This is a genomic window from Streptomyces sp. NPDC087300 (assembly GCF_044744425.1).
In the GTDB taxonomy this organism is placed as follows: domain Bacteria; phylum Actinomycetota; class Actinomycetes; order Streptomycetales; family Streptomycetaceae; genus Streptomyces.
On the sequence record NZ_JBIUYI010000011.1, the window covers coordinates 127906 to 151000 of the forward strand.

24 protein-coding genes are annotated in these 23095 nt (G+C 71.4%); 20 read left to right on the plus strand and 4 right to left on the minus strand.

What is annotated here, in order from left to right; all coding sequences use genetic code 11:
* The first annotated feature begins 93 nt into the window (after positions 1-93).
* The 9 genes from ACIO9J_RS36495 (at position 94) to ACIO9J_RS36535 (ending at position 8584) form a co-directional block, all read left to right on the plus strand.
* Positions 94-948, plus strand: a complete 855-nt coding sequence (locus tag ACIO9J_RS36495) for a class E sortase (RefSeq protein ID WP_402009095.1) — start codon at positions 94-96, stop codon at positions 946-948.
* Positions 949-1017: 69 nt separating this feature from the next.
* Complete coding sequence (locus ACIO9J_RS36500; RefSeq protein ID WP_402009097.1) at positions 1018-1242, plus strand: DUF3311 domain-containing protein; 225 nt, start codon at positions 1018-1020, stop codon at positions 1240-1242.
* Complete coding sequence (locus tag ACIO9J_RS36505) at positions 1235-2767, plus strand: sodium:solute symporter (protein WP_402009100.1); 1533 nt, start codon at positions 1235-1237, stop codon at positions 2765-2767. The genes ACIO9J_RS36500 and ACIO9J_RS36505 overlap by 8 nt, the downstream gene beginning before the upstream one ends.
* A 238-nt stretch (positions 2768-3005) precedes the next feature.
* Positions 3006-3305: a DUF6412 domain-containing protein gene (locus ACIO9J_RS36510; protein WP_402009374.1), complete on the plus strand. Its 300-nt coding sequence runs from the start codon at positions 3006-3008 to the stop codon at positions 3303-3305.
* 106 nt (positions 3306-3411) lie between these two features.
* A complete protein-coding gene (locus ACIO9J_RS36515; protein ID WP_402009103.1) occupies positions 3412-4173 on the plus strand; it encodes a YidC/Oxa1 family membrane protein insertase in 762 nt (253 codons plus the stop codon).
* 113 nt (positions 4174-4286) lie between these two features.
* The gene (locus ACIO9J_RS36520) at positions 4287-5144 is read left to right on the plus strand and encodes a fumarylacetoacetate hydrolase family protein (RefSeq protein ID WP_402009106.1); all 858 of its coding nucleotides are present in this window, start codon (positions 4287-4289) and stop codon (positions 5142-5144) included.
* Positions 5145-5229: 85 nt separating this feature from the next.
* Positions 5230-5796: a hypothetical protein gene (locus ACIO9J_RS36525; protein WP_402009109.1), complete on the plus strand. Its 567-nt coding sequence runs from the start codon at positions 5230-5232 to the stop codon at positions 5794-5796.
* Positions 5797-6027: 231 nt separating this feature from the next.
* Positions 6028-6783, plus strand: a complete 756-nt coding sequence (locus tag ACIO9J_RS36530) for a trypsin-like peptidase domain-containing protein (protein ID WP_402009112.1) — start codon at positions 6028-6030, stop codon at positions 6781-6783.
* A 46-nt stretch (positions 6784-6829) separates the two neighbouring features.
* On the plus strand, positions 6830-8584 hold the full coding sequence (locus ACIO9J_RS36535; RefSeq protein WP_402009115.1) for a hypothetical protein: 1755 nt from the start codon (positions 6830-6832) through the stop codon (positions 8582-8584).
* On the opposite strand, the gene ACIO9J_RS36540 is transcribed toward ACIO9J_RS36535, so the two are convergent.
* The 4 genes from ACIO9J_RS36540 to ACIO9J_RS36555 all read right to left on the minus strand — a co-directional run bounded on the left by ACIO9J_RS36540 (position 8556) and on the right by ACIO9J_RS36555 (position 11551).
* Positions 8556-8966, minus strand: coding sequence for an NUDIX hydrolase (locus tag ACIO9J_RS36540; RefSeq protein WP_402009117.1), 411 nt, complete (start codon positions 8964-8966; stop codon positions 8556-8558). The two genes, ACIO9J_RS36535 and ACIO9J_RS36540, sit on opposite strands and share 29 nt — an antisense overlap.
* A gap of 10 nt (positions 8967-8976) precedes the next feature.
* The gene (locus ACIO9J_RS36545) at positions 8977-9891 is read right to left on the minus strand and encodes a radical SAM protein (RefSeq protein ID WP_402009120.1); all 915 of its coding nucleotides are present in this window, start codon (positions 9889-9891) and stop codon (positions 8977-8979) included.
* 95 nt (positions 9892-9986) lie between these two features.
* Positions 9987-10466, minus strand: a complete 480-nt coding sequence (locus ACIO9J_RS36550) for a heme-degrading domain-containing protein (protein ID WP_402009123.1) — start codon at positions 10464-10466, stop codon at positions 9987-9989.
* Complete coding sequence (locus tag ACIO9J_RS36555; RefSeq protein ID WP_402009126.1) at positions 10463-11551, minus strand: Gfo/Idh/MocA family oxidoreductase; 1089 nt, start codon at positions 11549-11551, stop codon at positions 10463-10465. Before ACIO9J_RS36555 ends, ACIO9J_RS36550 begins: the two co-directional genes overlap by 4 nt.
* A gap of 56 nt (positions 11552-11607) precedes the next feature.
* On the opposite strand from ACIO9J_RS36555, the gene ACIO9J_RS36560 reads away from it, so the two are divergent.
* The 11 genes from ACIO9J_RS36560 (at position 11608) to ACIO9J_RS36610 (ending at position 23048) form a co-directional block, all read left to right on the plus strand.
* The gene (locus ACIO9J_RS36560; protein ID WP_402009129.1) at positions 11608-12741 is read left to right on the plus strand and encodes an ROK family protein; all 1134 of its coding nucleotides are present in this window, start codon (positions 11608-11610) and stop codon (positions 12739-12741) included.
* A 240-nt stretch (positions 12742-12981) separates the two neighbouring features.
* Positions 12982-13752 (plus strand): hypothetical protein, encoded by a 771-nt coding sequence (locus ACIO9J_RS36565; protein WP_402009132.1) that lies wholly within the window; start codon positions 12982-12984, stop codon positions 13750-13752.
* Between the two features lie 161 nt (positions 13753-13913).
* Positions 13914-14696: a GntR family transcriptional regulator gene (locus ACIO9J_RS36570; protein ID WP_402009135.1), complete on the plus strand. Its 783-nt coding sequence runs from the start codon at positions 13914-13916 to the stop codon at positions 14694-14696.
* 132 nt (positions 14697-14828) lie between these two features.
* Positions 14829-15953 (plus strand): TIGR03364 family FAD-dependent oxidoreductase, encoded by a 1125-nt coding sequence (locus tag ACIO9J_RS36575; protein ID WP_402009138.1) that lies wholly within the window; start codon positions 14829-14831, stop codon positions 15951-15953.
* 5 nt (positions 15954-15958) lie between these two features.
* On the plus strand, positions 15959-16651 hold the full coding sequence (locus ACIO9J_RS36580) for an HAD family hydrolase (protein ID WP_402009141.1): 693 nt from the start codon (positions 15959-15961) through the stop codon (positions 16649-16651).
* Positions 16651-17703, plus strand: coding sequence for an ABC transporter ATP-binding protein (locus tag ACIO9J_RS36585; RefSeq protein WP_402009144.1), 1053 nt, complete (start codon positions 16651-16653; stop codon positions 17701-17703). The genes ACIO9J_RS36580 and ACIO9J_RS36585 overlap by 1 nt, the downstream gene beginning before the upstream one ends.
* Positions 17704-17764: 61 nt before the next feature.
* Entirely contained in the window at positions 17765-18670 is a 906-nt protein-coding gene (locus tag ACIO9J_RS36590) for a 2-aminoethylphosphonate ABC transporter permease subunit (RefSeq protein ID WP_402009147.1), read from the plus strand.
* Positions 18657-19454: an ABC transporter permease gene (locus ACIO9J_RS36595; protein WP_402009150.1), complete on the plus strand. Its 798-nt coding sequence runs from the start codon at positions 18657-18659 to the stop codon at positions 19452-19454. Before ACIO9J_RS36590 ends, ACIO9J_RS36595 begins: the two co-directional genes overlap by 14 nt.
* A gap of 42 nt (positions 19455-19496) precedes the next feature.
* Positions 19497-20576: a 2-aminoethylphosphonate ABC transporter substrate-binding protein gene (locus ACIO9J_RS36600; RefSeq protein ID WP_402009153.1), complete on the plus strand. Its 1080-nt coding sequence runs from the start codon at positions 19497-19499 to the stop codon at positions 20574-20576.
* Positions 20577-20703: 127 nt separating this feature from the next.
* A complete protein-coding gene (locus tag ACIO9J_RS36605) occupies positions 20704-22197 on the plus strand; it encodes an alkaline phosphatase family protein (protein ID WP_402009156.1) in 1494 nt (497 codons plus the stop codon).
* Positions 22198-22268: 71 nt separating this feature from the next.
* Positions 22269-23048: an HAD-IIA family hydrolase gene (locus tag ACIO9J_RS36610; RefSeq protein WP_402009159.1), complete on the plus strand. Its 780-nt coding sequence runs from the start codon at positions 22269-22271 to the stop codon at positions 23046-23048.
* The last annotated feature ends 47 nt before the right edge of the window (positions 23049-23095 follow it).

The following is a 23095-nucleotide window of genomic DNA, read 5'->3' on the forward strand; positions in this document are numbered from 1 at the left end:
GCGTACGGCATGGATCAGCCTCGCGTACGGCATGGATTGTTGTGCGGGCACCGCCTATCGTGCGGCCCTCTGCGGAGGGAAGGGAGGGGTGGCGTGCGGGAACGGGTGCCCGTGGTTCAGCACGGACGGGGCGGACGAGGCGGACGAGGCGGACGGGGAGGGCGGGGAGCGCGGCGCGGGCCCGTCGCCCGCCTCCTCTGGCACGGCGCCGAAGCCGCCGTCACCCTCGGGCTCGTGCTCCTCCTGCTCGTCGCCCATCAGCTGTGGTGGACCAACCGCCAGGCCCGCGCCGCCGCCGAGCGCAAGGTCGAGGCCCTGGAGAGGGAGTGGGCGGGGGAGCCCGGCGCCGACCACCCCTCGTCGGACCAGGAAGAGGCCGACCACCCCTCGTCGGACCGGGAGGGAGGCAAGGACGGGGAGAGCGCCCTCGGCACCCCCGGCACATCCGCCTCGCAGCCCCCCGCCCGCGCCAACCCACCCGCCCCCACCCCCCGTTGGGACCAGGCCTACGCCGTCCTCCGCATTCCCCGCATCGGCATCCGCGTCCCCGTCGCCGAAGGCATCAGCAAGAGTGCCGTTCTCAATCACGGATACGTCGGGCATTACCCCCGTACCGCCCAGCCCGGCGAGGCCGGGAATTTCGCGGTCGCGGGGCATCGCAATACCCATGGCGAGCCGTTCCGGTACATCAACCGGCTGCGCGACGGGGACGAAGTGACCGTCGATACCAAAAGCGCCCGTTATACGTACGTCGTCGACAAGACGCTCGCGCAGACCTCGGCCCGCGACGGCGGGGTCATCAAGAGCGTGCCGCGCAGCGATGTGCGCAGGGGATTCGGGTACACCGGGCCCGGGTTCTACATCACGCTCACCACCTGCACTCCCGAGTACACGTCCAAGTACCGGCTCGTGGTGTGGGGCAAGCTCCGCTCCATGAGCCCGCGATAGGCAGCGCGAGATGAGGGAGCCTGTGAGAGGACGCTCTCGACAGACACGCCACCGATAAGCTCAGCGTTCGTGATCGTTCGACGACGTCCCCACCTGCTGTGGCTGCTCGTGCCCTTCGTGCTCTACATCGGCGCGCTGCCCTTCGCCAATCGCGTGCGGCCCGTCGTTCTCGGGCTGCCCTTTCTCTTCTTCTGGCTGCTGGCCGCGACGCTGCTCACGCCGTTGTGCGTATGGCTCGCCCGGCGCGGTGACCAGAAGCTGATCGAGCGCGGCGGGAGGGGCGGGCATGAGTGACGGTGCCGTCGCCACCAGCATCTTCGCCGTCTTCATGGTCGGCACCGTCGCCCTCGGGCTCGCCGCCGTGCGCGGGCGCGGGCGGCAGGGCGGGCTCACCGAGTGGTCGGTGGGCGGGCGCAGTCTGGGGGCCGTGTTCATCTGGGTGCTGATGGCGGGGGAGGGGTACACGAGTTTCAGTTATCTGGGCGCCGCGGGGTGGGGGTACAACTACGGGGCGCCGGTGCTCTACGTCGTCGCCTATATGTCCTGCGGATACGCCGTGGGATACGTCGTCGGCCCGATGCTCTGGAACTACGCCCGTACGCACGGTCTCGTCAGCATCAGCGACATGGTCGCCCACCGATTCGCCAGGCCCTGGCTCGGCGCGGGCGTCGCGATTCTCGTGACCGTTTTCCTGCTTCCTTACATTCAGTTGCAGATCACCGGCATGGGCGTCGTCGTCTCCACCATCAGTTACGGGGCGATCAGCCTCAACTGGGCCTATTTCATCGGATTCGCGGTCACCACCGGATTCGTCGTGGTGAGCGGGCTGCGCGGCAGTGCCTGGGTCTCCGTGCTCAAGGACGTGCTCGTCATCGGGACGCTGGCCTTCCTCGCCGTCTACGTACCGCTGCACTACTTCGACGGGTACGGGGATCTCCTCGGCCGGATCGTCGACGAGAAGGCGCGGTGGCTCACGCTGCCGGGGAGCGGGGAAAGTCCTTACGGGGAGGCGTGGTTCGCCACCACCTCCTTCCTCAACGCGCTCACCGTCGTCATCTTCCCGACCACCGTCGCCGGCTATCTCGGCGCGCGCAGCGCGGACGGGCTGCGGCGCAACGCCATCTGGCTGCCCGCCTACAACGTGCTGCTCTTCGTGCCGATGCTGCTCGGCATGGCGGCGCTCTTCGTGGTCCCCGGGCTCACCGGCGCCGAGTCGAACCTCGCGCTCTTCAAGCTGGTGGTGGACTCGCTGCCCGCGTGGGCCGTCGGTGTCATCGGGGTCGCCGCGGCGCTCTCCTCCATCGTGCCGATGGCCGTGTTCATGCTGGTCATCGGCACGATGTGGGGCAGCAGCGTGCTCTCGCTGCTGCCCAGGTGGCGCGGGCAGCAGCGGCAGAAGATCGCCTCGCAGGCCGTGGTCGTCGTCGCGGGCGGGCTCGCCCTCGTGCTCACCTACGCGGCGCCCAACACCCTCGTACGGCTCTCCCTCATCTCGTACGAGGGGATGGCGCAGCTCGTCCCGATCCTGCTGCTCGGGCTCGTCTGGCGGAAGCTGACGCTCGCGGGGGCGCTGAGCGGGCTCGTCGTGGGGGTCGCGGTCGTGTGCGCGCTGGTCTTCAGCGAGCACGATCCGGTCTTCGGGGTGAACGCGGGGATCGTCGCGCTCGCCGCGAACCTGGCGGTGGCGCTCGCGGTGACGTACGCGGGGCCCGCCGACGCGGACGAGCGCCCCGACGCGGAGGTGCTCGCGCGCGATCCCGTGGGCGAGGACGAGGAGGGCGCGCTCGGCCCCGGCGCGCCCGCGGGGGCTGGACGCTGACCGTCGCGGGCAGGGGGATACCCGGAGGCCCGCCGGGACCGCCCGCCGGGACCGCCCGGCGGGCTGCCGTCCGCGCACGCTTTCGCGGCCCGTCGGGACGGATCCTGTATAAACGTCAGTACGACTTACGTCGAATGACGTCGGACTGCGTCGGAGTACGTTGGAGTACGTCCGACCGTCCGACCGTCCGGCCGGAGCCAGGAGAGGAGGACGGCCCGTGCGCGACCTGTTCCGCACCATGAAGGCGGCCGCCCGCCCCGCCCTGCTCATGCTGTTCCTGCTCGTCGAGGTCGTCCTCGTCGACACCGGCAGCCTCACCGCCGCCGTCGCGCTCGCCGCCACGGCCGCCGCGGGCTCCGCCCTCGCGGTCTGCTCGGTGATCGCCGCGCGCTGCGCGCCCGCCGTGCCCCGCACCAGAGTGCGCACGGCCATCCGCGACCGCGAGCTGCGCACCGCCTTCCTGCCCCAGCGCGACCCCGACGCCCGGGGCCGCAGGCGCCCCCGAGCACCCGGCCGTCCCCTCCTGACGGCCGCGTAGGGGCACACCACCACCGCACCACCAGCCCCTCGCGGGTCGTCATGCCGACGCGATGCACGCCATCGCCTTTCCGTCCGGCACGACGAAACCCTCGGAGGGCTTCTCCATGTCCGCTTTCATGTCCGTGTTCGCCAGCCTGGTCGAGCACCTCGCCGACGCGCTCGACCCGCTCTTCCACGCCTCGGCGACCGCCGCCGCGATCGTCCTGTTCACCGCCTGCGTGCGCCTCCTCGTCCACCCCCTGTCGCGGGCCTCGGCCCGTGGCCAGAAGGCGCGCGCCAAGCTCTCCCCGCAGATCGCGGAGCTGCGCAAGAAGCACGGCAAGAACCCGGAGAAGCTCCAGAAGGCCGTCATGGAGTTGCACCGGAAGGAGAAGGTCTCGCCGCTCTCCGGATGCCTGCCGAGCCTCTTCCAGCTGCCCGCGTTCTTCCTGCTCTACCACCTGTTCTCGAACACGAGCATCGGCGGCGAGGCGAACACGCTCCTCGACCACACGCTGTTCGCCGCGCCGCTCGGCGGGCGCTGGGCGGACGCGCTCTCCGAGGGCGGCGTGCTCGGGGCGCAGGGGCTCGTCTACCTCGGTCTGTTCGCGATCGTCGCGGCCGTGGCCACGTTCAACTTCCGGCGCACGAAGCGGCAGATGGCGGCCACCCCGCAGCCGGGGGCCGGGGACCAGCAGATGCCGGGCATGGCCGCGATGACCAAGGTCATGCCGCTGATGTCGTTCATGACTCTGTTCACGGTGGCCGTGGTGCCGCTGGCGGCCGCCCTGTACGTGGTGACCAGTACGACGTGGAGCGCGGTCGAGCGGGCCGTGCTGTACCGGGACATGCCGGTCGGCGCGGGGGCGTTGGCTACCGCCGGGTAAAGGTCCAGTACGTGAACGGGGTATTGCATACCGCACGCGGACCTTGGACGATCGACCAAACCTCCGATGGCCGCAACCCATCGGCCGGGCTACCGAAGGAATGGAGTCTGACCATGAAGCTGCTGCGAGTCGGTACGGCAGGCGCGGAGCGTCCGGCGCTGCTCGATGCCAACGGGACCCTGCGGGACCTGTCGGGGGTGGTCGCCGACATCGACGGCGCCGTGCTCGCCGACGCGGCCGCACTCGGCCGGATCAGGGTCGCCGCCGAAGCCGGTGACCTGCCCGTACTCCAGGCCGACGGGCTGCGCGTCGGGCCGCCGGTGGGGCGGATAGGCAAGGTCGTCTGCATCGGGCTGAACTACCACGACCACGCGGCCGAGACGGGCGCCGAGCCCCCGGCCGAGCCCGTCGTCTTCTTCAAGGCGGCCGACACGGTCGTGGGACCCGACGACACGGTCCTGGTGCCGCGCGGCTCGGTGAAGACGGACTGGGAGGTCGAGCTCGCCGTGGTCATCGGACGTACGGCGCGCTACCTGGAGTCGCACGAGGAGGCGCTCGCGCACGTCGCGGGGTACGCGGTGGCGCACGACGTGTCCGAGCGTGAGTTCCAGATCGAGCGCGGCGGCACCTGGGACAAGGGCAAGAACTGCGAGACGTTCAACCCGCTCGGCCCCTGGCTGGTCACCGCCGACGAGGTACCGGACCCGCAGGCGCTGCCCCTCAAGCTCTGGGTCAACGGCGAGCTGAAGCAGAACGGCAGCACCGCCGACCAGATCTTCCCGGTCGCCGAAGTGGTCCGCTACGTGAGCCAGTTCATGACGCTCTACCCGGGCGACGTCATCAACACCGGCACGCCCGCGGGCGTGGCGATGGGCCAGCCCGAGCCGAAGCGGTACCTGCGGGCCGGTGACGTCGTCGAGCTGGAGATCGAGGGGCTCGGACGACAGCGCCAGGAGCTGAAGGGCGCGTAGCCGCGGCCGACGGGGCGGCAGTCGGCTTCCGGTGCGCCGGGAGCGCGGACTGCCGCCCCGCGTGCGGCCGATGCATGATGTCGGCGTGGGACTGACTGCGGCCGAAGCCGCGCTCACCGGCACGGCGCTCGGCTCCCTCATGACCTTCTCCAGCGCCTGGTACATCCAGCGGGCCACCACTCGGCGCGAGCGCGAGCACCGCGTCTGGGAGCGGCGCAGGGACGTGTACGACGAGGCCGTGATCGTGATGCACCGCATCGGTCATCTCCGCGACGAGGTCGAGGAGTTCGGCGATTTCCCCGAGCGCCCCGCCGGTGCCCCCGACCCGCTGGGCGACATGACGGCGCTCGTGGCCCGCATGGACATCTACGGCAGCGATGAACTCCTGGCGGCCTGTGAGCGGGCCTCCGAGGCGCTGGATGGCTGGAACTGGGCGTGGGGCGCCTGGCACACCCAGCAGGAGACCAACCCCCGGCGCAGCATGTCCGACCCGCGGTGGGTGCGGTTCCTGGAGGCGGTGGCGGCGTCACGCGCGGCCGAGAGCCGCGTCATCGGGCTGCTGCGGGCCGAAGTGCACCTCGAACGCCCGCCCACGTGGTGGAAGCTGCGGGAGCGGCACCAATGGCGCAGGAGACGGGTGGGACAGAACTGAACTCCGGGCGCGGAAGGGAACAGGGGGAGGAAATGGCCGGGGCGGACGGCATTTCCTGAAGGGGCGGCAAAGCCCCCAACGAGCCGTCGCGACAACGGTATTCGGCCTTTCTTCCGGCATATTCCCCAAGAGGCCCGCACGACGTGGCACGTCCGAAACCGTTCCTGGCTACCATTGCGTCTTCCGGGCGAAAGCGGGGGTTCGCTCAGGGTCAGGTACGGGGGGTGGCCCGTGGTCTACGACGAGTACTTCATCGAAATCTTCCGGGACGACTGTCGGCTGGGATCCGGCGTGCGGCTCACCCGGGATTTCGCGCTCACCGCCGCGCACTGCCTGGAGGAGAACGAGCTCGAGGGCAGGTCCGCGGTGCGGCTGAGCCTGCCGGACGGCAAGCAGGCCATGGGAGAGGTGCAGGAGTACGACAGCCTCTCCGATCTCGCGCTGCTGCGGCTCATCTTCCACAAGGACGAGGACGTACAGCTGCCGGGGGTCTGCTTCGACGAGGCGCGGGAGGGCGAGCTGTGGCAGGCGACCCATCAACTGCCGGAGAACGGCAACGAGTTGAGGGGAAGCGTCGCCGAGATCGGCACGCTGTACCGGAGCACGGGGGACGGCGCCCGGGTATCCGCGTTGCGGCTCGACTGCCACCGGGTACCCCATGACTACGACAGGTTCGCCGGGAGCCCCGTGGAGCGCGGCGATCCCTTTCGGCCGCCCGTCGTCCTCGGGATCCTCGTCAAGCTGCGGCCCGGAGCGGGCCCGGATCCCAAGACGGTCTACGCGGGCACGGTGCGCGAAGCCGTCCGGCGGTTCGGACGGTTCCGCATCGAAGGCCTGGGCCGGGAGCCGTATCCCCTGTCGGTGAGCCCGTACCGCGTCGAGCCCACCGAACCCGCGGAGAACATCCGGATCAAGGCCGCGGTACGGGACGCCCTCGACAGAGGGGGCTACTCGTCCGCGGTGAGGCTGACGTGGAAACGCCGCTGACACCGCGCCCGACCGGCGGCGGGCCGGCGGCATCCCAGGAGGAACCATGACCACGACCGAATACCTGGACCACGCCATCGCGGTCGCCGAGGAGATGCTCCTCGCGCCGGCCGCGCCGCGCAGCAGCGACAAGGACCGCCTCGCGGACTACGTGAAGTCCGTGGGCAGGCCGGAACCCGCGGCGGAGCCCCAGCAGGCCTTCGCCGAACAACTCACCCACCTCGCCAAGCTGCTCGGCGCGCTCGGCATGAAGACGCTCTCCCTGAACGTGGCGGGCATGACGCTGCGGCACATGGAGATCTCGGAGGCGGACCACGAGGTCTACGCGTCGGCCGTGTGGAACGAACTGGGCGCGCTGTTCGCCGAGCACGGCGAGCTCGAACGGTCCAGGCTCGTCCTGTGCCGCGCCCTCAGCGGCGCCAAGCGGGGCGACGGCGTCCCCGAACGGGGCCGGATACTCGCCAACTTGGGCGCGGTCAGCCTGCGGATGGGGGACATCGCGGACGCCGACGTCTGGGCGGGCAAGGCGTTACGGGAGCTGGACACGTACTGGGGCGAGGAGGACCGCGAGGCGCGGATGACCGCGGACTGGGTCCTCCTGGAGGTCGCGCGGGCCCACGAGGACATCGGCAGGCTCAACGCCGCCATGGACCAGTTCGACCGGTCGGCCGACGGCGTCATCCGGCTCAAGGGCGGCGACCATCCCACCGCCATCGCCGCGCGGCGCGCCCTGGCCACGGCGAAGTTCGAGACGGCGGCCGCGTCGCACGACGTGGAGCGCAGCGAGCACCAGCTGGGCGAGATGGAGATCGTCAAGCTGAACGCGTCGGCGCTGCTCGGGGCGCGCCACCGCGAGACCATCGTGGCCCAAGCGGCCCTGGCCGTCGCCGAGTTCGACGCGGCGAGCGGCGGCTCGGGCAGTCTGCTGCGCAGGCAGCGGGCCGTGTGTCTCCTGGAGACGGCCGAGGAGATGGCGGTGGAGGTGCTCGGCAGGGGGCACGCCCAGACGCTGGCGATACGGGAGGCGCTCGCGCATCTGCGGGTGGCCACCGTGCAGCAGGACGACCTGCCGTATCTCATCGACCACACCTATACGCCGCAGGAGAACGACCTGCGCAACGAGGCGAAGCGGGCGGCGATCGACACCGAGGACAACGTCATCCGGCTGATCGCCCACGCCGGCGCCTCGTATTTCCTCGACGATCTCGACATCTTCTACTGGCAGATCAGGAAAGCCCTGCAACGCGGGGCCCTTTTCCACGTGATCCTCAGCAGCCCCTGGAACAATCTCGCGATCTTCATGCACCACGGCACGGATTCCGACCGGGCCTGCGAGAACATCGTGGACCGGGTGAAGGCGAGCGATTACTACCGCAAGACCTATGTGCCCGTGATCCATTCCTATCTCGATCTGCGCGAGGAGTTCCCCGGCCAGGTGGAGCTGAAGGTGACGCCCACCGATCTCTCCGGTTCGACGCTGATCACCTCGGACGTGAGCTTCTTCGAGCCGTACATCACCACGAATCCGCAGCACCGCACGCGCCGGGGCCTGATGGTCTTCGAGCACCGGTTCCGCAAGGACAGCAAGTACTACGCGGACAGCCTGGACGCCTTCCTCACGCAGTGGGAACTTACCAGCACCTGGAAGCAGTTCAGGACGCACGAGGAGAAGCACAAGGGGCGGCTGCGGGCGCTGCTCGCGGCGCAGTCCGACGACCGGCTGACCAAGAGCGACGAGGAGGACGGCGAGGAGGGCGCGGGCGACGCGGGCTTCAGGGGCGGTGCAGGGCGCCGGCCCTGATGTTCCGGAGGACGTCCACCGAGCCGACGAAGAGCTCCTCGGGCAGCGCGTCCAAGGGCCAGAACTCCCAGCGCAGACAGCGCTCCGGCTCGCGTACGCGGATGTCGCCGGTGTAGTCGACGACCTCCACGCCGACCTGCATGTGGTGGTTGGCCGCGGGGTCGGGGTCGGTGACGCAGGCGACCCGCAGGTCGAGGGCCCGCACGCCGGTCTCCTCGGCGAGTTCCCGGCCGGCGGCTTCCGTCAGGGACTCGCCCAGTTCGAGGTGGCCGCCGGGCAGGCCCCAGGTGCCGGCGCCGAAGCAGTTGGACCGCAGACCGAGCAGGACGTCACCGCCGAGGCGGACGATCGCCTGGACGCCTACGCGTACGTGTGCCGTCATCGGGAACTCCTCATGCATCCGGGTACGTACCGTCGAAATTCTCGGCATTCCGTGACGGGGTGAGCAGTTCGGCGGGACGCAGCGTGCCCGCCGCCAGCCTCTCGAAGAGATTCCCGGTGCGCCGCTCCCCACCCTCGTCGACGACGACGATCTCGCAGTCGGGGTCCACGAAGAAGTAGCTGCCGGTGCGGGTGGAGTTGCGGTAGACGCGCAGGGGCACCCGGTGCCGCTCGGCCGCCTCCTCGCAGCGGGCCACCACGGCCTCGAACTCCGCGTCGTCGAGGGAGAGCCAGTCCCGGTTGTCGGCCCCGTAGTTGGTCTCCGACATCTGGTAGACCTTCCACACGTGCGGGAGCGCCGCCTCGTCCTCGATCAGGTCGAGGACCCCCGGGGCGCCCGCGGTGTTCAGGCGGGTGACCACCGTGCCGAGTTTGACCCGGACGTGCGGGTGGTTCTTGCGGATCTCCCTGAGCAGGACGAGCACCTTGTCGCGGTGCGGCGCGACGCCGGTGCGCAGCAGCCGGTGCTCCGACTCGTCCTTGGACTCCAGCGGCAGGGCGATCCAGGAGAGCCAGGGCAGGACGCGCTCCATGGCGCGCAGCGGCGCGAGGCCGTTGGTGCTCAGGACCACGCGGATCTGCCGGCCGTCCGGCAGCGGGGCACTCAACTCCCGCACCAGTTCCGGCAGATAGGGCAGGAGCGTCGGCTCGCCGCCCGAGATCACGACGCCCTGCACGCCCCCGTCCCGCAGGACGGAGGCGACGCGCAGTGCCGTTTCCTCGTCCATCGAGGGGACTTCGTGCCGTGGCCCGAAACAGAAGGGGCAGCTCAGGTTGCAACGGCCGATGGGGCGTAGATCTACGTACGGGGGCAGTTGCATGGAAGGGGACGATAAGGGTTCTGTGAGCCCGCTGTGGGCCCGCATCACCCGTTCCGCTGAACAATTCCATTACGGCTGCGCCGGGACGGGTGATTGCGCTGTCCTGCGAAGGGCCGGTCCGGGCCTGGTCCGCACCCCTGCTACCCGGCCGTGAACCGCTCCAACGCCTCCACCACCAGCGCGTGATCCGCGATCTGCGGAAGCCCCGACACCACCACCACGCCGACCACGCCCACGCCCTCCACCGCGAGGGGGAAGGCGCCGCCGTGCGCCGCGTACACGTCGGGGTCGAGCCGGGACGCGTCCTCGAACGTCGTGCCCTTGGCGCGGAAGCGCGAGCCGACCAGGTACGAGGAGCAGCCGTAGCGCTCCACGACACGGCGCTTGCGGTCGATCCAGGCGTCATTGTCGGGCGTCGACCCGGGCAGCGCCGCGTGGAACAGCTGCTGGCCGCCGCGCCGGATGTCGATCGCGACCGGCGCCCGGCGCTCGCGGGCCAGCTCCACCAGGAGCGTGCCGAGCGCCCACGCGTCGTCGTACGTGAAGCGGGGAAGCGTCAGACGGGCCTCCTGTGCCTCCAGTTCGGCGATGGAGGGGGCCTGGGCGGGGGCGGCGCTCACAGCGTCACCGTCACGCCGTCGCGCGCCGAGCGGCGGGCCGCCTCGATGACGTCGAGGGCTGCGGCCGCCTCGTGCGCGGTGACCGGGTTCTCACCCGTGCCGCGCAGGGCGTCGGCGACCGCCGCGTAGTAGGCGGGGTAGTCGCCGGGCAGCGTCGGGGTGGGGCGGCCGCCGCCGGTCAGCGGGGACTCGCCGGAGCCGACCCGGCCCCACATCGCCTCGGGCTCCACGCCCCAGGGCGCGTCGGACGCGGGCCGCCTGCCGTCGCGCAGGGCGGCCTCCTGGGGGTCGAGGCCGTACTTCACATAGCCCGCCTGCGAGCCGAGCGCGCGGAAGCGGGGGCCGAGCTGGGCGGTGGTGGCGCTGACGTACAGGTGCGAGCGGACGCCGTTCGCGTGGGTGAGCGCGATGAACGTGTCGTCGTCGGCCTCCGCGCCGGGGCGGCGCACATCGGCCTCCGCGTACACGGTGGCCGCCGGGCCGAAGAGCATCAGGGCCTGGTCGACGACGTGGCTGCCCAGGTCGTAGAGGAGCCCGCCGATCTCCTCCGGGTTCCCCGACTCGCGCCAGCCGCCCTTGGGCTGCGGGCGCCACCGCTCGAAGCGGGACTCGAAGCGCCATACGTCGCCGAGCTCGCCGTCGGCGATCAGCCGGCGCAGCGTACGGAAGTCGTTGTCCCAGCGGCGGTTCTGGAAGACGGACAGGAGCAGTCCGCGCTCGTCGGCGAGGGCGGCGAGCTCGCGGGCCTCGGCGGCCGTGCCCGCGATCGGCTTGTCCACGACGACCGGCAGGCCCGCCTTGAGCGCGGCGGTGGCCAGCGGCACATGGGTCTTGTTCGGCGAGGCGATGACGATCAGGTCGAGCTCGTCGGCGCGCTCCCACAGCTCGTCGGCCGACGCGGCGGTGCGCAGCCCGTCGCCGAACTCGGCGCGGGCCTGGGCCTGCCGCTCCGGGTTCGACGTCACGACGGTGTCGAGGACGAGCCCTTCGGTGGCGGCGATCAGCGGGGCGTGGAAGACGGAACCCGCGAGGCCGTATCCGACGAGGCCGACGCGGAGGGGGGTGCCAGAGCCTGTACCAGTCATGCACTCCACTTAAGCAACGGTGTTGCCAAAGTGCAAGCGGAAGGGACAATGGCCCCGTGAAGTCGTACGTGAACAGGGTCGGACCCGGAGTGAACCTGCCTGCGCTGCGCGGCCACAACGCCGCGCTCGTGCTCGATCTGCTGCGCTCGGCGGGTGAGGGCGGCATCAGCCGTCTGGAGCTCGCCGAGCGCACCGGGCTCACCCCGCAGGCGGTCAGCAAGATCACCGCGAGGCTGCGGGCCGAGGGGTTCGCCGCCGACGCGGGCCGCCGCGCCTCCACGGGCGGCAAGCCGCGCACGGTGCTGCGGCTGGTCCCCGAGGCAGGGCACGCCGTCGGCCTGCACCTCGACCGCGACGCGCTGACCGCCGTCCTGGTCGACCTGACCGGCACGGTGGTCGCCGAGCGCCGCGCCCCGCTCGCCTTCGGCGCGGGCGCCGACGCCGTCGTGGACGCGGCGGCGGGGGAGGTGCGGGCGCTGCTCGCCGGGCACGGTCCGGTGTCCGGCGTCGGCGTCGCGCTGCCGGGCCCGCTCGACCACGCCGACGGCGTGCTGCACCGCGTGACCGGCTTCCCCGCCTGGGACGGCTTCCCGCTCGGGGACGCGCTCGCGGAGCGGCTCGGGCTGCCCGTCGTGGTCGACAAGGACACCAACGCCGCAGCGCTGGGCCTCGCGCTCGCGGGCGCCGCCGAGTCCTTCGCCTATCTGCACCTGGGCACCGGGCTGGGCGCAGGACTCGTGCTCGGCGGCGCCCTGTACCGGGGCGACCGCACCGGCGCGGGCGAATTCGGCCACCAGGTGCTCCAGTTGGACGGGCCCGCCTGCGCGTGCGGGGACCGCGGCTGTGTCGAGGCGCTCTGCCTCGCGGCCGTCGCCCGCGGCGCGCTCGACGAGGCGGCGCGGGTCCTCGGCACGGCCGCGGGCAACCTGGTCGGGCTGCTCGACATCGACCGGGTGCTGCTGGGCGGGCGGACCGTCTTCGCCGCCGAGGACCTCTTCGTACGCGGGGTGGGCGCGGTCGTCGACGCGCGGGTGCGGCGCGGCGGCGGGGCGGCGCGGGTGCCCGTCGCACCGGCGCCCGGCGGGGAGCGCGGGGTCGCGGAGGGCGCGGCCCAACTGGTCCTCGCGCCGGTCTTCGGCCGGGCGGAAGTGGCCTTTCCCGCCCATCGAAAGGGACGGAAGATCGGCTGATCGAGGGGACTTGGGCGGCCGATCGGTCCCTTCGGGCGGTGGCGCGCCGGTGCGCTCGCGCGTGCGTGGCAGGGTCGCTGGCCACGACCGGGTGGAATTCCGTCCGCCGTCCGCCCGCCTCCCGCGCCTCCTCCGCGGCGCCGATCCCGTCGCCGCGGAGGGCCGGGACCGGTCGGCGGCCCGCCCGTCGCCCGTCCCGCGCCCCGTTCAGCAAGGCGCCCCGTTCAGCAAAGGTCCGTCATGCGACTCCGCAGTTCCCTCGCCCTCGGCGCCACCGCCGCGGCCGCCGCCCTCGCCACCGCGGCGGCGGGCGCGACCGCCGCGGCCGCCGGGTCGGCGGTCAGGAACCCGGCCGCCGCGACGGCCGCGTGGCACCTGGGGGACACCGGCGCGGTGCGGGGGCCCGGCTGCGCGGCCGCGGACAGCGCGGACTTCCCCATCGACACCCGCGTCCACGAGGGCCCGGACACCTACCGCGCGGGCGGCCCCCGGCGGAACTGGACGATCGACCTCACCAACACCACCGGTGACTCCTGCGGCGACGTCCACCCGATTCTCGTCCTGGTGGACCGGAAGCAGGGGCTGCGGGCGCGCCAGATCCGGCTGGAGTTCCACGACGGGACGCGCTGGCGCCCCGTGCCGTTCGAGCGGACCGACCAGGACGAGAACATCGGGGTCTTCGGCGACGGCGCCCCCGGCTTCACGGTCGGCCCCGGCAGGACGGTCTCCGTCAAGGTCCGGCTCGCCTTCACCGCCGACGCGCGCCCCGACCGCGTCGTGGCGTCCGCCGCGGTCGTCCAGCGCAGGGACGACGACGGCGACTGGGTCGGCGAGTCCAACGACTATCCGTTCGACATCGTGGCGGGCGGCCCCAGGACGCCGGCCGCCGCACAGCTCGCGGAGACGGGTCCGGGCGCCGTGCTCGGGCTGGGGGCCACCGCCGGCGCCCTCCTCCTCGTCGGCGGTGCCCTTGTGGCGGGAACCAGGCGCCTTCGGGCCGGAGGGCGCTGACCCAGCCGTTCCCGCCACCTGCCGGAAGGACCGCGCCCGCGCCGCCCCGTTGTGACAGTCCCGGCGGCCGCGGGCGCGGTCGCCTCCGCCGGAGGTCCGAAGGGGCCGACCGGCATCCGCCGTTCACCTTCCAGTTCACGAACGTCTGCGAACATCCCCGGGTGGACAACCCGAACGCCGCGCAGCCGCCCGCCCACCTGCTCGACCAGGCCCCCGGCGCCCCCGTGCGCTCCGGCATTCCCGAGCACGGACGCATCCCGAAGTACTACGCGGTGAAGGCCAGGATCGCCGCCCTCATCGAGGAGTTGGGGGACGGCCAGGCCCTGCCCACCGAGCGGGACCTCGCCGTGCGGTACGAGGTGGCGCGCGAGACCGTGCGCCAGGCGCTGCGCGAACTCCTCCTGGAGGGCAGGCTCCGCAGGCAGGGCCGCGGCACCGTCGTCGCCGGCCCCAAGCTGGAGCAGCCGCTCTCGCTGGCGAGTTACACCGAAGGCGTACGACGGCAGGGGCGCAGGCCGGGCCGTAACCTCATCTCCCTCGACCGCTTCCCGTGCCCGCCCGCGCTCGCCGCGGAGATCGGCGCGGCGGCGGGCGAGCCCGTCTGGCACATGGAGCGCGTGCTGCTCGCCGACGACGAGCGGGTCGGCCTGGAGAGCACCTACGTCGCGGTGGACCGGGTGCCCCGGCTCGACGGCGACTTCGAGCCGGACTCGTCCTTCTACGCCTATCTGCGCGACGAACTCGGCATCGCCTTCGGGGACGCCGACGAGCGGATCGAGACGGTCCTCGCGACGCCGCGCGAGGCGCTGCTCATCGGGACGCCGCCCGCGCTGCCGATGCTGCTGATCCACCGGCTCTCGCGGGACACCTCCGGGCGCCCCCTCGAACGGGTGCGGACCCTCTACCGGGGCGACCGTTTCTCCTTCACCACGCATCTCGGCTGAGCCGTTCGCGGCCTTGCCGCCCTCCTGGGGTAACGAGAAGATAACGGGTCTAGGCCAAGCTTGGGTGCCCGTTCACCGTCCCGTTGCCCGTCGGCCCCACGCGGGTCACTCACCCACAGGAGCGTTGCCGCCGTGAGAGTCATCGTCGTAGGAGCCGGCGTGGTGGGAACCATGCACGCCTGGCACGCAGTGGAACGCGGCCACGAGGTCGTACAGATCGAGCGAGAGAGCGAGGCCCGCGGCGCGTCGCTGCGCAATTTCGGACAGATATGGGTCAGCGGCCGCGCGGGCGGCGAGGAGCTCGACACCGCGCTGCGCGCCAGGGAGCTCTGGGAGGGCATCGGTGAGCGCGTGCCCGGCCTCGGCTTCCGGGCCATCGGCTCGCTGACCCTGGTGCGGAACGCCCGCGAGCGCGCCGTCGCCGAGGCGGCGCTCGCCCGCCCCGACGCGGCCGCCCGCGGCTACAAGCTGCTCTCCGCCGACGAGGCGCGCGAGGTCAACCCGGCGCTGCGCGGCGAGTTCAGCGCCGCCCTGTGGTGCGAGCGGGACGCCGCGGTGGAGCCGCGCACCGCCCAACTGCGGCTGCGCGAAGCCCTGTTGAAGTCCCCGCGCTACACCTTCCTGCCGGGCCGTGAGGTCCGCGAGGTCGTCGGCACCGGCAGCGTCCGCGACGACCACGGCGACGTGCACACCGGCGACGTCGTCGTCCTCGCCACCGGCGCCTGGCTCGGCGGCCTCGTCCGCGAACTGGCCGGACCCGACCTGCCCGTACGCCGCGTGCGCCTGCAGATGATGCAGACCGAACCGCTCGGCGAGACGCTCACCACCTCCGTCGCCGACGCCGACAGCTTCCGCTACTACCCCGCCTACAAGTCGGACGCCCTCGACGCGCTGAACGCGGGCCAGGCCCAGACGCCGACCGCCGCCGCGCACAAGATGCAGCTGCTCATGGTCCAGCGCGCGGACGGCGGCCTGACCATCGGCGACACCCACGAGTACGAGCACCCCTTCGCCTTCGACACCCTCGAAGACCCCTACGAGCACCTCACCGAGGTCGTCGAGGGCTTCCTCGGCCGCCCGCTGCCGAAGATCAGGCGGCGCTGGGCCGGGGTGTACGCGCAGTGCGTCGACACCAGCAGGGTCGTGCACCGACAGGAGCTGCGCCCCGGCGTGTGGCTGGTCACCGGGCCCGGCGGGCGCGGCATGACCTGCTCACCCGCCATCGCCGAAAAGACCGCGGACCAGCTGGGATGGTGACCGAAATGACCACGCACCGCACGGGCCTCGTCGTACTGGACATGGCCGGGACCACCGTCGCCGACGGCGGCCTCGTCGAGCAGGCCTTCGCCGCCGCCGCGCGCGAACTCGGCGTCGAGCCCGACTCCGCGGACCACGCCGCGAAACTGGAGTACGTCCGCGCCACGATGGGCGAGTCCAAGATCTCCGTCTTCCGGCACCTCTTCGGCGAGGAGGCGCTCGCCCAGCAGGCGAACGTCGCCTTCGAGAAGGCGTACGGGGCGCTCGTCGAAGGCGGCCGCATCGCCCCGGTACCCGGGGCCCGCGAGGCCATCGAGGAGCTCAAGGACGACGGCAGGACCGTCGTCCTGACCACCGGGTTCGCCCGGGTCACCCAGGACGCCATCCTGGACGCGCTCGGCTGGCGCGACCTCGTCGAGCTGACCCTGTGCCCCGCCGACGCGGGCGGCCGCGGCAGGCCCTACCCCGACATGGTGCTCGCCGCGTTCCTGCGCACCGGCGCCGTGGCCGGGGTCCAGGACGTCGCGGTCGCGGGCGACACGGCGTACGACATGCTCAGCGGCGTACGCTCCGGCGCCCCCGTCGTCGCCGGGGTGCTCACCGGCGCCCACGGTGACGCCGCGCTGCGCGAGGCCGGAGCCACCCACGTCCTCGGCTCCGTCGCCGAACTGCCCGCGATACTCAGGGGAGTCGGCTGATGGGCAGCGGCATCCGCTTCGACCGGGTGTCCGTCGCCTACGGCGGCACCACCGTCCTCGACTCCCTCGACCTGACCGTCGAGCCCGGTGAGGTCATGGCCCTCCTCGGCCCCTCCGGGTCCGGCAAGACCACCGCGCTGCGGGCCGTCGCGGGCTTCGTGCGGCCCGCCTCGGGGCGCGTCCTCATCGGGGAGCGCGACGTCACGGGCCTGCCGCCGCACCAGCGGGGCATCGGCATGGTCGTCCAGCAGTACGCGCTCTTCCCGCACATGCGCGTCGCGGACAACGTCGCCTTCGGCATGAAGGCGCGGAAGGTGGCCAAGGGCGAGATCCCCGGACGGGTCGCCGAGGCCCTTGAGATGACGGGCATGGCCGCGTACGCGAAGCGCTATCCGCGCGAGCTGTCCGGCGGGCAGCAGCAGCGGGTCGCGATCGCCCGCGCCCTCGCCATCCGGCCCGGGGTGCTCCTCCTCGACGAGCCGCTGTCCGCGCTCGACGCGCAGCTCCGCTCGGGGATGCTGGCCGAACTGGCCAGGCTGCACCGGGAGTTGCCCGACGTCTCCATCCTGTACGTCACCCACGACCAGGTCGAGGCGCTGACCCTGGCCGACCGGATCGCCGTCATGGACCGCGCCCGGCTGCGGGACTGCGGGACGCCCCAGGAGCTCTACCGTTCGCCCCGGACCGAGTTCACCGCGTCCTTCGTGGGCAACGCGAATCTCCTTCCGGTGACGGTGGGTTCGGGCGGCGTCTCCTTCGGCGGGGCCGAGCTCAAGGTCGACACGGGGGGTGTGGCCGCCGGGGTGACGGCCACGTTGTGCGTGCGGCCGCATCTGGTGGGGCTGGGGGAGGGGCCCAATTCCCTTACAGGGAAGGTGACTGAGGTCCAGTGGCGGGGTGCCACGCACCGGTTGTACGTCGATGTCGCCGGGGAGCGGGTCAAGGCGGATCTTCTTGAGCTGAAGTCGCCTCCTGCCATCGGGGACTCTGTGACGTTGCATTTCGCTGCTGAGGACGCGGTGTTGCTCTCCGGCGGGGTGACCGATGGGTAGTCCTGCTGAGCGCCTCGCGAAAAGTGAACCGGCGACGGGGGCTGTGCCCACCCGTTCCGCCGTGCGGAACAATTGCCCACAGCGGGAGCGGCACGGCTCGCCGCAGCGGGAACGGCACGGTCTGCCGCAGCAGGAGCGGGCGCGGCGTCGTGTGCCCGCCTTCGTCTGGGCCCTGCCCCCCATCGCCGTTCTCGGTCTCGTCTTCCTCTACCCCCTCGGGCTCGTCGTCCAGCAGTCCGTGCGGCCCGATACGGGGGGGACCTCGCTCCAGCCGTACTCCGACGTCTTCGCCTCCGAGGCGTTCCGGGACGCGCTCGGGACCACCGTGTGGCTCGCGGTGGGGTCGACCGTGGGATGTCTCGTGCTCGGGTCCGCCCTCGCGCTGATCATCGCCTTCGTGCCGTTCCCCGGCGGCAAGGCCGTATCCCGGTTCATCGACGTCTTCCTCTCCTTCCCGTCCTTCCTGATCACGCTCGCCCTGCTCTTCATCTACGGGACGAAGGGCATGGCCAACGGGGTGTGGACGGACGCGACGGGCGCCGCCGAGGGGCCCTTCCAGTTCCTCACCACCCCGTGGGGCGTGCTGCTCGCCGAGATCACGTACTTCACGCCGTTCGTGATGCGGCCGCTGCTCGCCGCGTTCTCCCAGATCGACACCGCGCAGCTGGAGGTCGCCTCCAGCCTGGGCGCCAGGCCCTGGCGGATCGTGCGCCGGGTGATCCTGCCCGAGGCGCTGCCCGCGCTCGCCGCAGGCGGCAGCCTCGTCCTCGTCATGTGCCTGAACGAGTTCGGGATCGTGCTCTTCACCGGCGCCAAGGGCGTCACGACCCTGCCGATGCTCGTCTACGGCAAGGCCATTCTCGAATCCGACTATCCGGCGGCCTGTGTCGTCGCCGTGGTCAACATCGCGATTTCCGTGGGCCTCTACGGCCTGTACCGGGTGGTGAGCCGTCGTGTTGGTGCATAGCCGCAAGGGGAAGTGGGCCACCTGGGCGCTCTTCTTCGTCCTCTTCCTGCCGCTCTTCGCGCTGCCGCTCCTGGTGATCCTCGCGGCGTCGTTCTCCGAGCACTGGTCGGGGGCCTTCCCCTCCGGGTTCACCGCCGAGCACTACGCGTCGGCGACCCGCGGGGAGTCGCTCCAGGCCCTCACCACCAGCCTGGTCACCGCGGTCACCGCGAGCCTGCTCGCGCTGACCGTCGGCTCCTGGGCCGCGCTCGCCGCCGCCTCGCTGAGGAAGGGCGGCAAGCGGGCGCTCGACGCGCTGTTCATGCTGCCCGTCGCCGTGCCGTCCGTCGTCGTGGGCCTCGCGGTCCTGGTGGCGTTCAGCAAGCCGCCGATGATCCTCAACGGCACGCGCTGGATCGTGATCCTCGCGCACGCCATTCTTGTCACGGCGTTCGCCTACCAGTCGGTTTCGGCTGCCATCGTGCGTCTCGACCCGGCGTACGAACAGGCCGCCGCATCCCTCGGTGCCCGGCCCTCGTACGTCCTGTGGAAGGTGAAGCTGCCGCTCCTGCTGCCGTCCCTGAACGCGGCCGCCGGACTCTGCTTCGCGCTCTCCATGGGCGAGCTGAGCGCCACGATGATGCTCTACCCGCCGGACTGGATGCCGCTCCCCGTGCGGATCTACGCGGCCACCGACCGCGGCTCCCTCTTCACCGGTGCCGCCCTCGCGGTGGTCCTGATGGCGGCGACCCTGCTGGTGCTCTTCGCCGTCTCCCGCGTCCGCACCCGCGCCTCCTATCGCTGAACTCACCCCCGTCCCACGGTTCTTCAAGGAGTACGAAACGTCATGTCCCGCCTTAGCACCCTGCCCCGCGCCCGCACGCTCGCCGCCGTCACCGGCAGCATCGTCCTCGCCGGATCCCTCAGCGCCTGCGGCGGCAGCTCCGCCGCGTCCGACGAGAAGACCGTCACCGTCTACAGCGCCGACGGCCTCAAGGGCGAGAACGGCGACGGCTGGTACGACCAGGTCTTCAAGGACTTCACGAAGAAGACCGGCATCAAGGTCAACTACGTCGAGGGCGGCTCCGGCGAGATGGTGCAGCGCGCCGTCCGCGAGAAGTCCAACACGCAGGCCGACGTCATCATCACGCTCCCGCCGTTCATCCAGCAGGCCGACGAGAAGGGCCTGCTCCAGAAGTACCAGCCCGAGGGGTCCGAGCAGGTCGACGGCGCCGACAAGGACGCCGGCGGCAAGTGGACCTCCGTGGTGAACAACTACTTCGGCTTCATCTACAACAAGAAGGAGCTCTCGGGCGGCAAGACGCCCAAGACGTGGGAGGACCTCACCGAGGGTTCGTTCAAGGACAAGGTGCAGTACTCCACGCCCGGCGTCGCGGGCGACGGCACCGCCGTGCTCATCAAGGCGATGCACGACTTCGGCGGCAAGAAGCCGGCCATGGAGTACCTGAAGAAGCTCCAGACCAACAACGTCGGCCCGTCCGCCTCCACCGGCAAGCTCGCGCCCAAGGTCGACAAGGGTGAGCTGCTCGCCGCCAACGGCGACGTCCAGATGAACTACGCGCAGTCCAAGGACATGCCGAACCTCGGCATCTGGTTCCCCGCCAAGCAGGGCGGCAAGCCGACCACCTTCGCCCTGCCGTACGCCGCCGGGCTCGTCAGCAAGGCCCCGCACGACGCCAACGCCAAGAAGTTCCTCGACTACCTGCTCAGCCGCAAGGCCCAGCAGCAGGTCAGCGAGATCGGCGGCGGCTTCGCGGCGCGCAAGGACATCAAGGCCACCGACGCCAACGCGGTCGCCCTCGACAAGATCGTGGACGGTGTCGAGGTCTTCGAGCCGGACTGGGCGGACATCTCCAAGAACCTCCAGTCGTACGTGGAGGACTGGAAGTCGGCGACCGGTAGCTGAGAGTTCACCGTCGCACCCCTGGTCCGGGGGTGTCAGGTAGCGAAAAGATAACGGGTATGGACCCAACGCCCCTGGTTCTCCAGGGGCGTTGGTGTGCGTCGCCCCCGCCCCGAACCCGGAGGACCACGTGTCGTCAGGCATCACCCGCCGCTCCCTGCTCGTCTCCACCGCGGCCGCGGCACTCGCCGCGGGCCCCCTCGCAGCCGTCGCCAGAGCCGCGGCCAGGACCCCCAAGGTCCTGGTCATCGGCCTCGACGGCGCGCTGCTCAACAGAGTCAAGGACGCCGAAACGCCCACCCTCAAGGGCCTGATGAGCGCGGGCCTCACCGCGCCCAGCGCGCTCTACGCCCAGCCGCTCGCGCCGACCTCGTCAGGACCCGGCTGGTCGACGCTGATCACCGGCGTCTGGCCCGACAAGCACAAGGTCGTGAACAACGAGTTCACCGGCCACCAGCTCGCCAAGTACCCGGACTTCATGACCCGGATCGAGGCGGCGAAGCCGTCCCTGCGGACCTACGCCGTGGCGTCCTGGGCGCCGATCACCGACATCATCTTCTCCGCGAAGGTCGACACCCGGGTCTCCACGCCCGCCGCCGAGTACGACGTGGGCACCACGTCCCGCGCCGTCGCCGAGGTGAAGAACGGCAACCCCGACGCCGTCTTCGTCCAGCTCGACAACGTCGACCACGCGGGCCACTCCAGCGGCGCCGCGAGCCAGGCGTACCTGGACGCGCTGCACGGCGTCGACACCCAGGTCGGCCAGATCCTCGCCGCCGTCAAGTCCCGCGCCACGTACGGCAGCGAGGACTGGCTCGTCATGATCACCGCGGACCACGGGCACACCGACGCGGGCGGCCACGGCGGCTCCAGCTGGCCCGAGCGCCAGACCTTCATGATCGCCACGGGTGGCACGGTCACGGCGGGTTCCGTACGCCACGACGTCCGCATGCCCGACATCGCCGCGTCCGCCCTCGCCCACCTGGGAGTGGCGATCGACCCGTCCTGGGGCTTCGACGGCCGCCCGATCCAGCAGCCCCGGCCCGACGACTTCGACACGCTGCGCACCAAGCTGACCGGCCCGGTCGACGAGGGCGGCATCGGCGCGGGCGTCATCGGCTTCACGCACACGCCGCCGAGCGGCTGGAGCGTCGACAACACGAAGATGGGCACCGGCGGCATCACCGAGTGGCGCGGCTGGTCCTTCACGACCGACGAGTTCTGGACCAAGGCCGAGCGCGACCAGCGGCGCGAGAACAACATCCGCGCCCGCGGCGTCTTCGCGGTCGCCGACGGCGACGAGTGGTCGGACAAGTCCTTCTCGGGCACCTTCGACTCGACACTGATCAGCCCGCCGTACGACGTGCAGGGCGGCGGACGGGCGACGCTCACGTACACGACGTACTACCGCCAGGAGGCCCCGCAGAAGGGCGAGGTCCTCGTCTCGTACGACGGCGGGACCCCCGTCGCGGTGAAGACGTACACGGCGGACACGGCATCCGTCGTGGAGACCATCGCACTCCAGGTCCCCGCAGGCGCTCGGAAGGCCCAGGTCCGCTTCCGCTACACCGGGGGCAACAACTGGTACTGGACGATCGACGGGGTCAAGATCACGACTTCCTGATTAGGCTGGGGGCGCCGGCACAGCGCTGTCCCGGCGCCCCAGGCAACCCGTACACCGCAGGAGTGCACCCCATGGCAGAGCGCAAGCCCATCGAATCGTGGCTCACCGACATGGACGGCGTGCTCATCCACGAGGGGGTGCCGATTCCCGGGGCCGATGCCTTCATCAAGAAGCTGCGCGAGTCCGGCAAGCCCTTTCTCGTCCTCACCAACAACTCCATCTACACCGCGCGCGACCTCCAGGCCCGGCTGACCCGTATGGGTCTGGAAGTGCCCGTCGAGAACATCTGGACGTCCGCGCTCGCCACCGCGAAGTTCCTGGACGACCAGCGGCCCGGCGGCACCGCCTACGTCATCGGTGAGGCAGGGCTGACCACGGCGCTGCACGACATCGGGTACGTCCTGACCGACCACGACCCCGACTACGTGGTGCTCGGCGAGACCCGGACGTATTCCTTCGAGGCCATGACCAAGGCCGTGCGGCTGATCAACGGCGGGGCGCGGTTCATCTGCACCAACCCGGACGAGACCGGGCCCTCCACCGAGGGGCCGCTGCCCGCCACCGGGGCCGTCGCGGCGCTGATCACCAAGGCGACCGGCAGGAACCCGTACTTCGCGGGCAAGCCGAATCCGCTGATGATGCGGACGGGGCTGAACGCGATCGGGGCGCACTCGGAGACGAGCGCGATGATCGGGGACCGCATGGACACGGATGTCCTTGCCGGACTGGAGGCGGGCATGGAGACGTTCCTGGTGCTCACGGGGCTCACCTCCCGGGAGGACGTCGATCAGCATCCCTTCCGGCCCTCGAACATCGTGGAATCCATCGCTGATCTCGTGGAGCGGGTCTGAGCGCCGCTTCGCGGCGATAGCTTTCCCGCCCGCCCACCCGTTTCTCC

Bases quoted from the DNA above. Each gene is read 5' to 3' on its own strand.
- ACIO9J_RS36555 (WP_402009126.1), bottom strand. From the start codon at position 11,551: ATGACTGGTACAGGCTCTGGCACCCCCCTCCGCGTCGGCCTCGTCGGA.
- ACIO9J_RS36545 (WP_402009120.1), bottom strand. From the start codon at position 9,891: ATGCGGGCCCACAGCGGGCTCACAGAACCCTTATCGTCCCCTTCCATG.
- ACIO9J_RS36600 (WP_402009153.1), top strand. From the start codon at position 19,497: ATGTCCCGCCTTAGCACCCTGCCCCGCGCCCGCACGCTCGCCGCCGTC.
- ACIO9J_RS36565 (WP_402009132.1), top strand. From the start codon at position 12,982: ATGCGACTCCGCAGTTCCCTCGCCCTCGGCGCCACCGCCGCGGCCGCC.
- ACIO9J_RS36540 (WP_402009117.1), bottom strand. From the start codon at position 8,966: ATGACGGCACACGTACGCGTAGGCGTCCAGGCGATCGTCCGCCTCGGC.
- ACIO9J_RS36580 (WP_402009141.1), top strand. From the start codon at position 15,959: ATGACCACGCACCGCACGGGCCTCGTCGTACTGGACATGGCCGGGACC.
- ACIO9J_RS36510 (WP_402009374.1), top strand. From the start codon at position 3,006: ATGAAGGCGGCCGCCCGCCCCGCCCTGCTCATGCTGTTCCTGCTCGTC.
- ACIO9J_RS36505 (WP_402009100.1), top strand. From the start codon at position 1,235: ATGAGTGACGGTGCCGTCGCCACCAGCATCTTCGCCGTCTTCATGGTC.
- ACIO9J_RS36610 (WP_402009159.1), top strand. From the start codon at position 22,269: ATGGCAGAGCGCAAGCCCATCGAATCGTGGCTCACCGACATGGACGGC.
- ACIO9J_RS36515 (WP_402009103.1), top strand. From the start codon at position 3,412: ATGTCCGCTTTCATGTCCGTGTTCGCCAGCCTGGTCGAGCACCTCGCC.
- ACIO9J_RS36520 (WP_402009106.1), top strand. From the start codon at position 4,287: ATGAAGCTGCTGCGAGTCGGTACGGCAGGCGCGGAGCGTCCGGCGCTG.
- ACIO9J_RS36585 (WP_402009144.1), top strand. From the start codon at position 16,651: ATGGGCAGCGGCATCCGCTTCGACCGGGTGTCCGTCGCCTACGGCGGC.
- ACIO9J_RS36535 (WP_402009115.1), top strand. From the start codon at position 6,830: ATGACCACGACCGAATACCTGGACCACGCCATCGCGGTCGCCGAGGAG.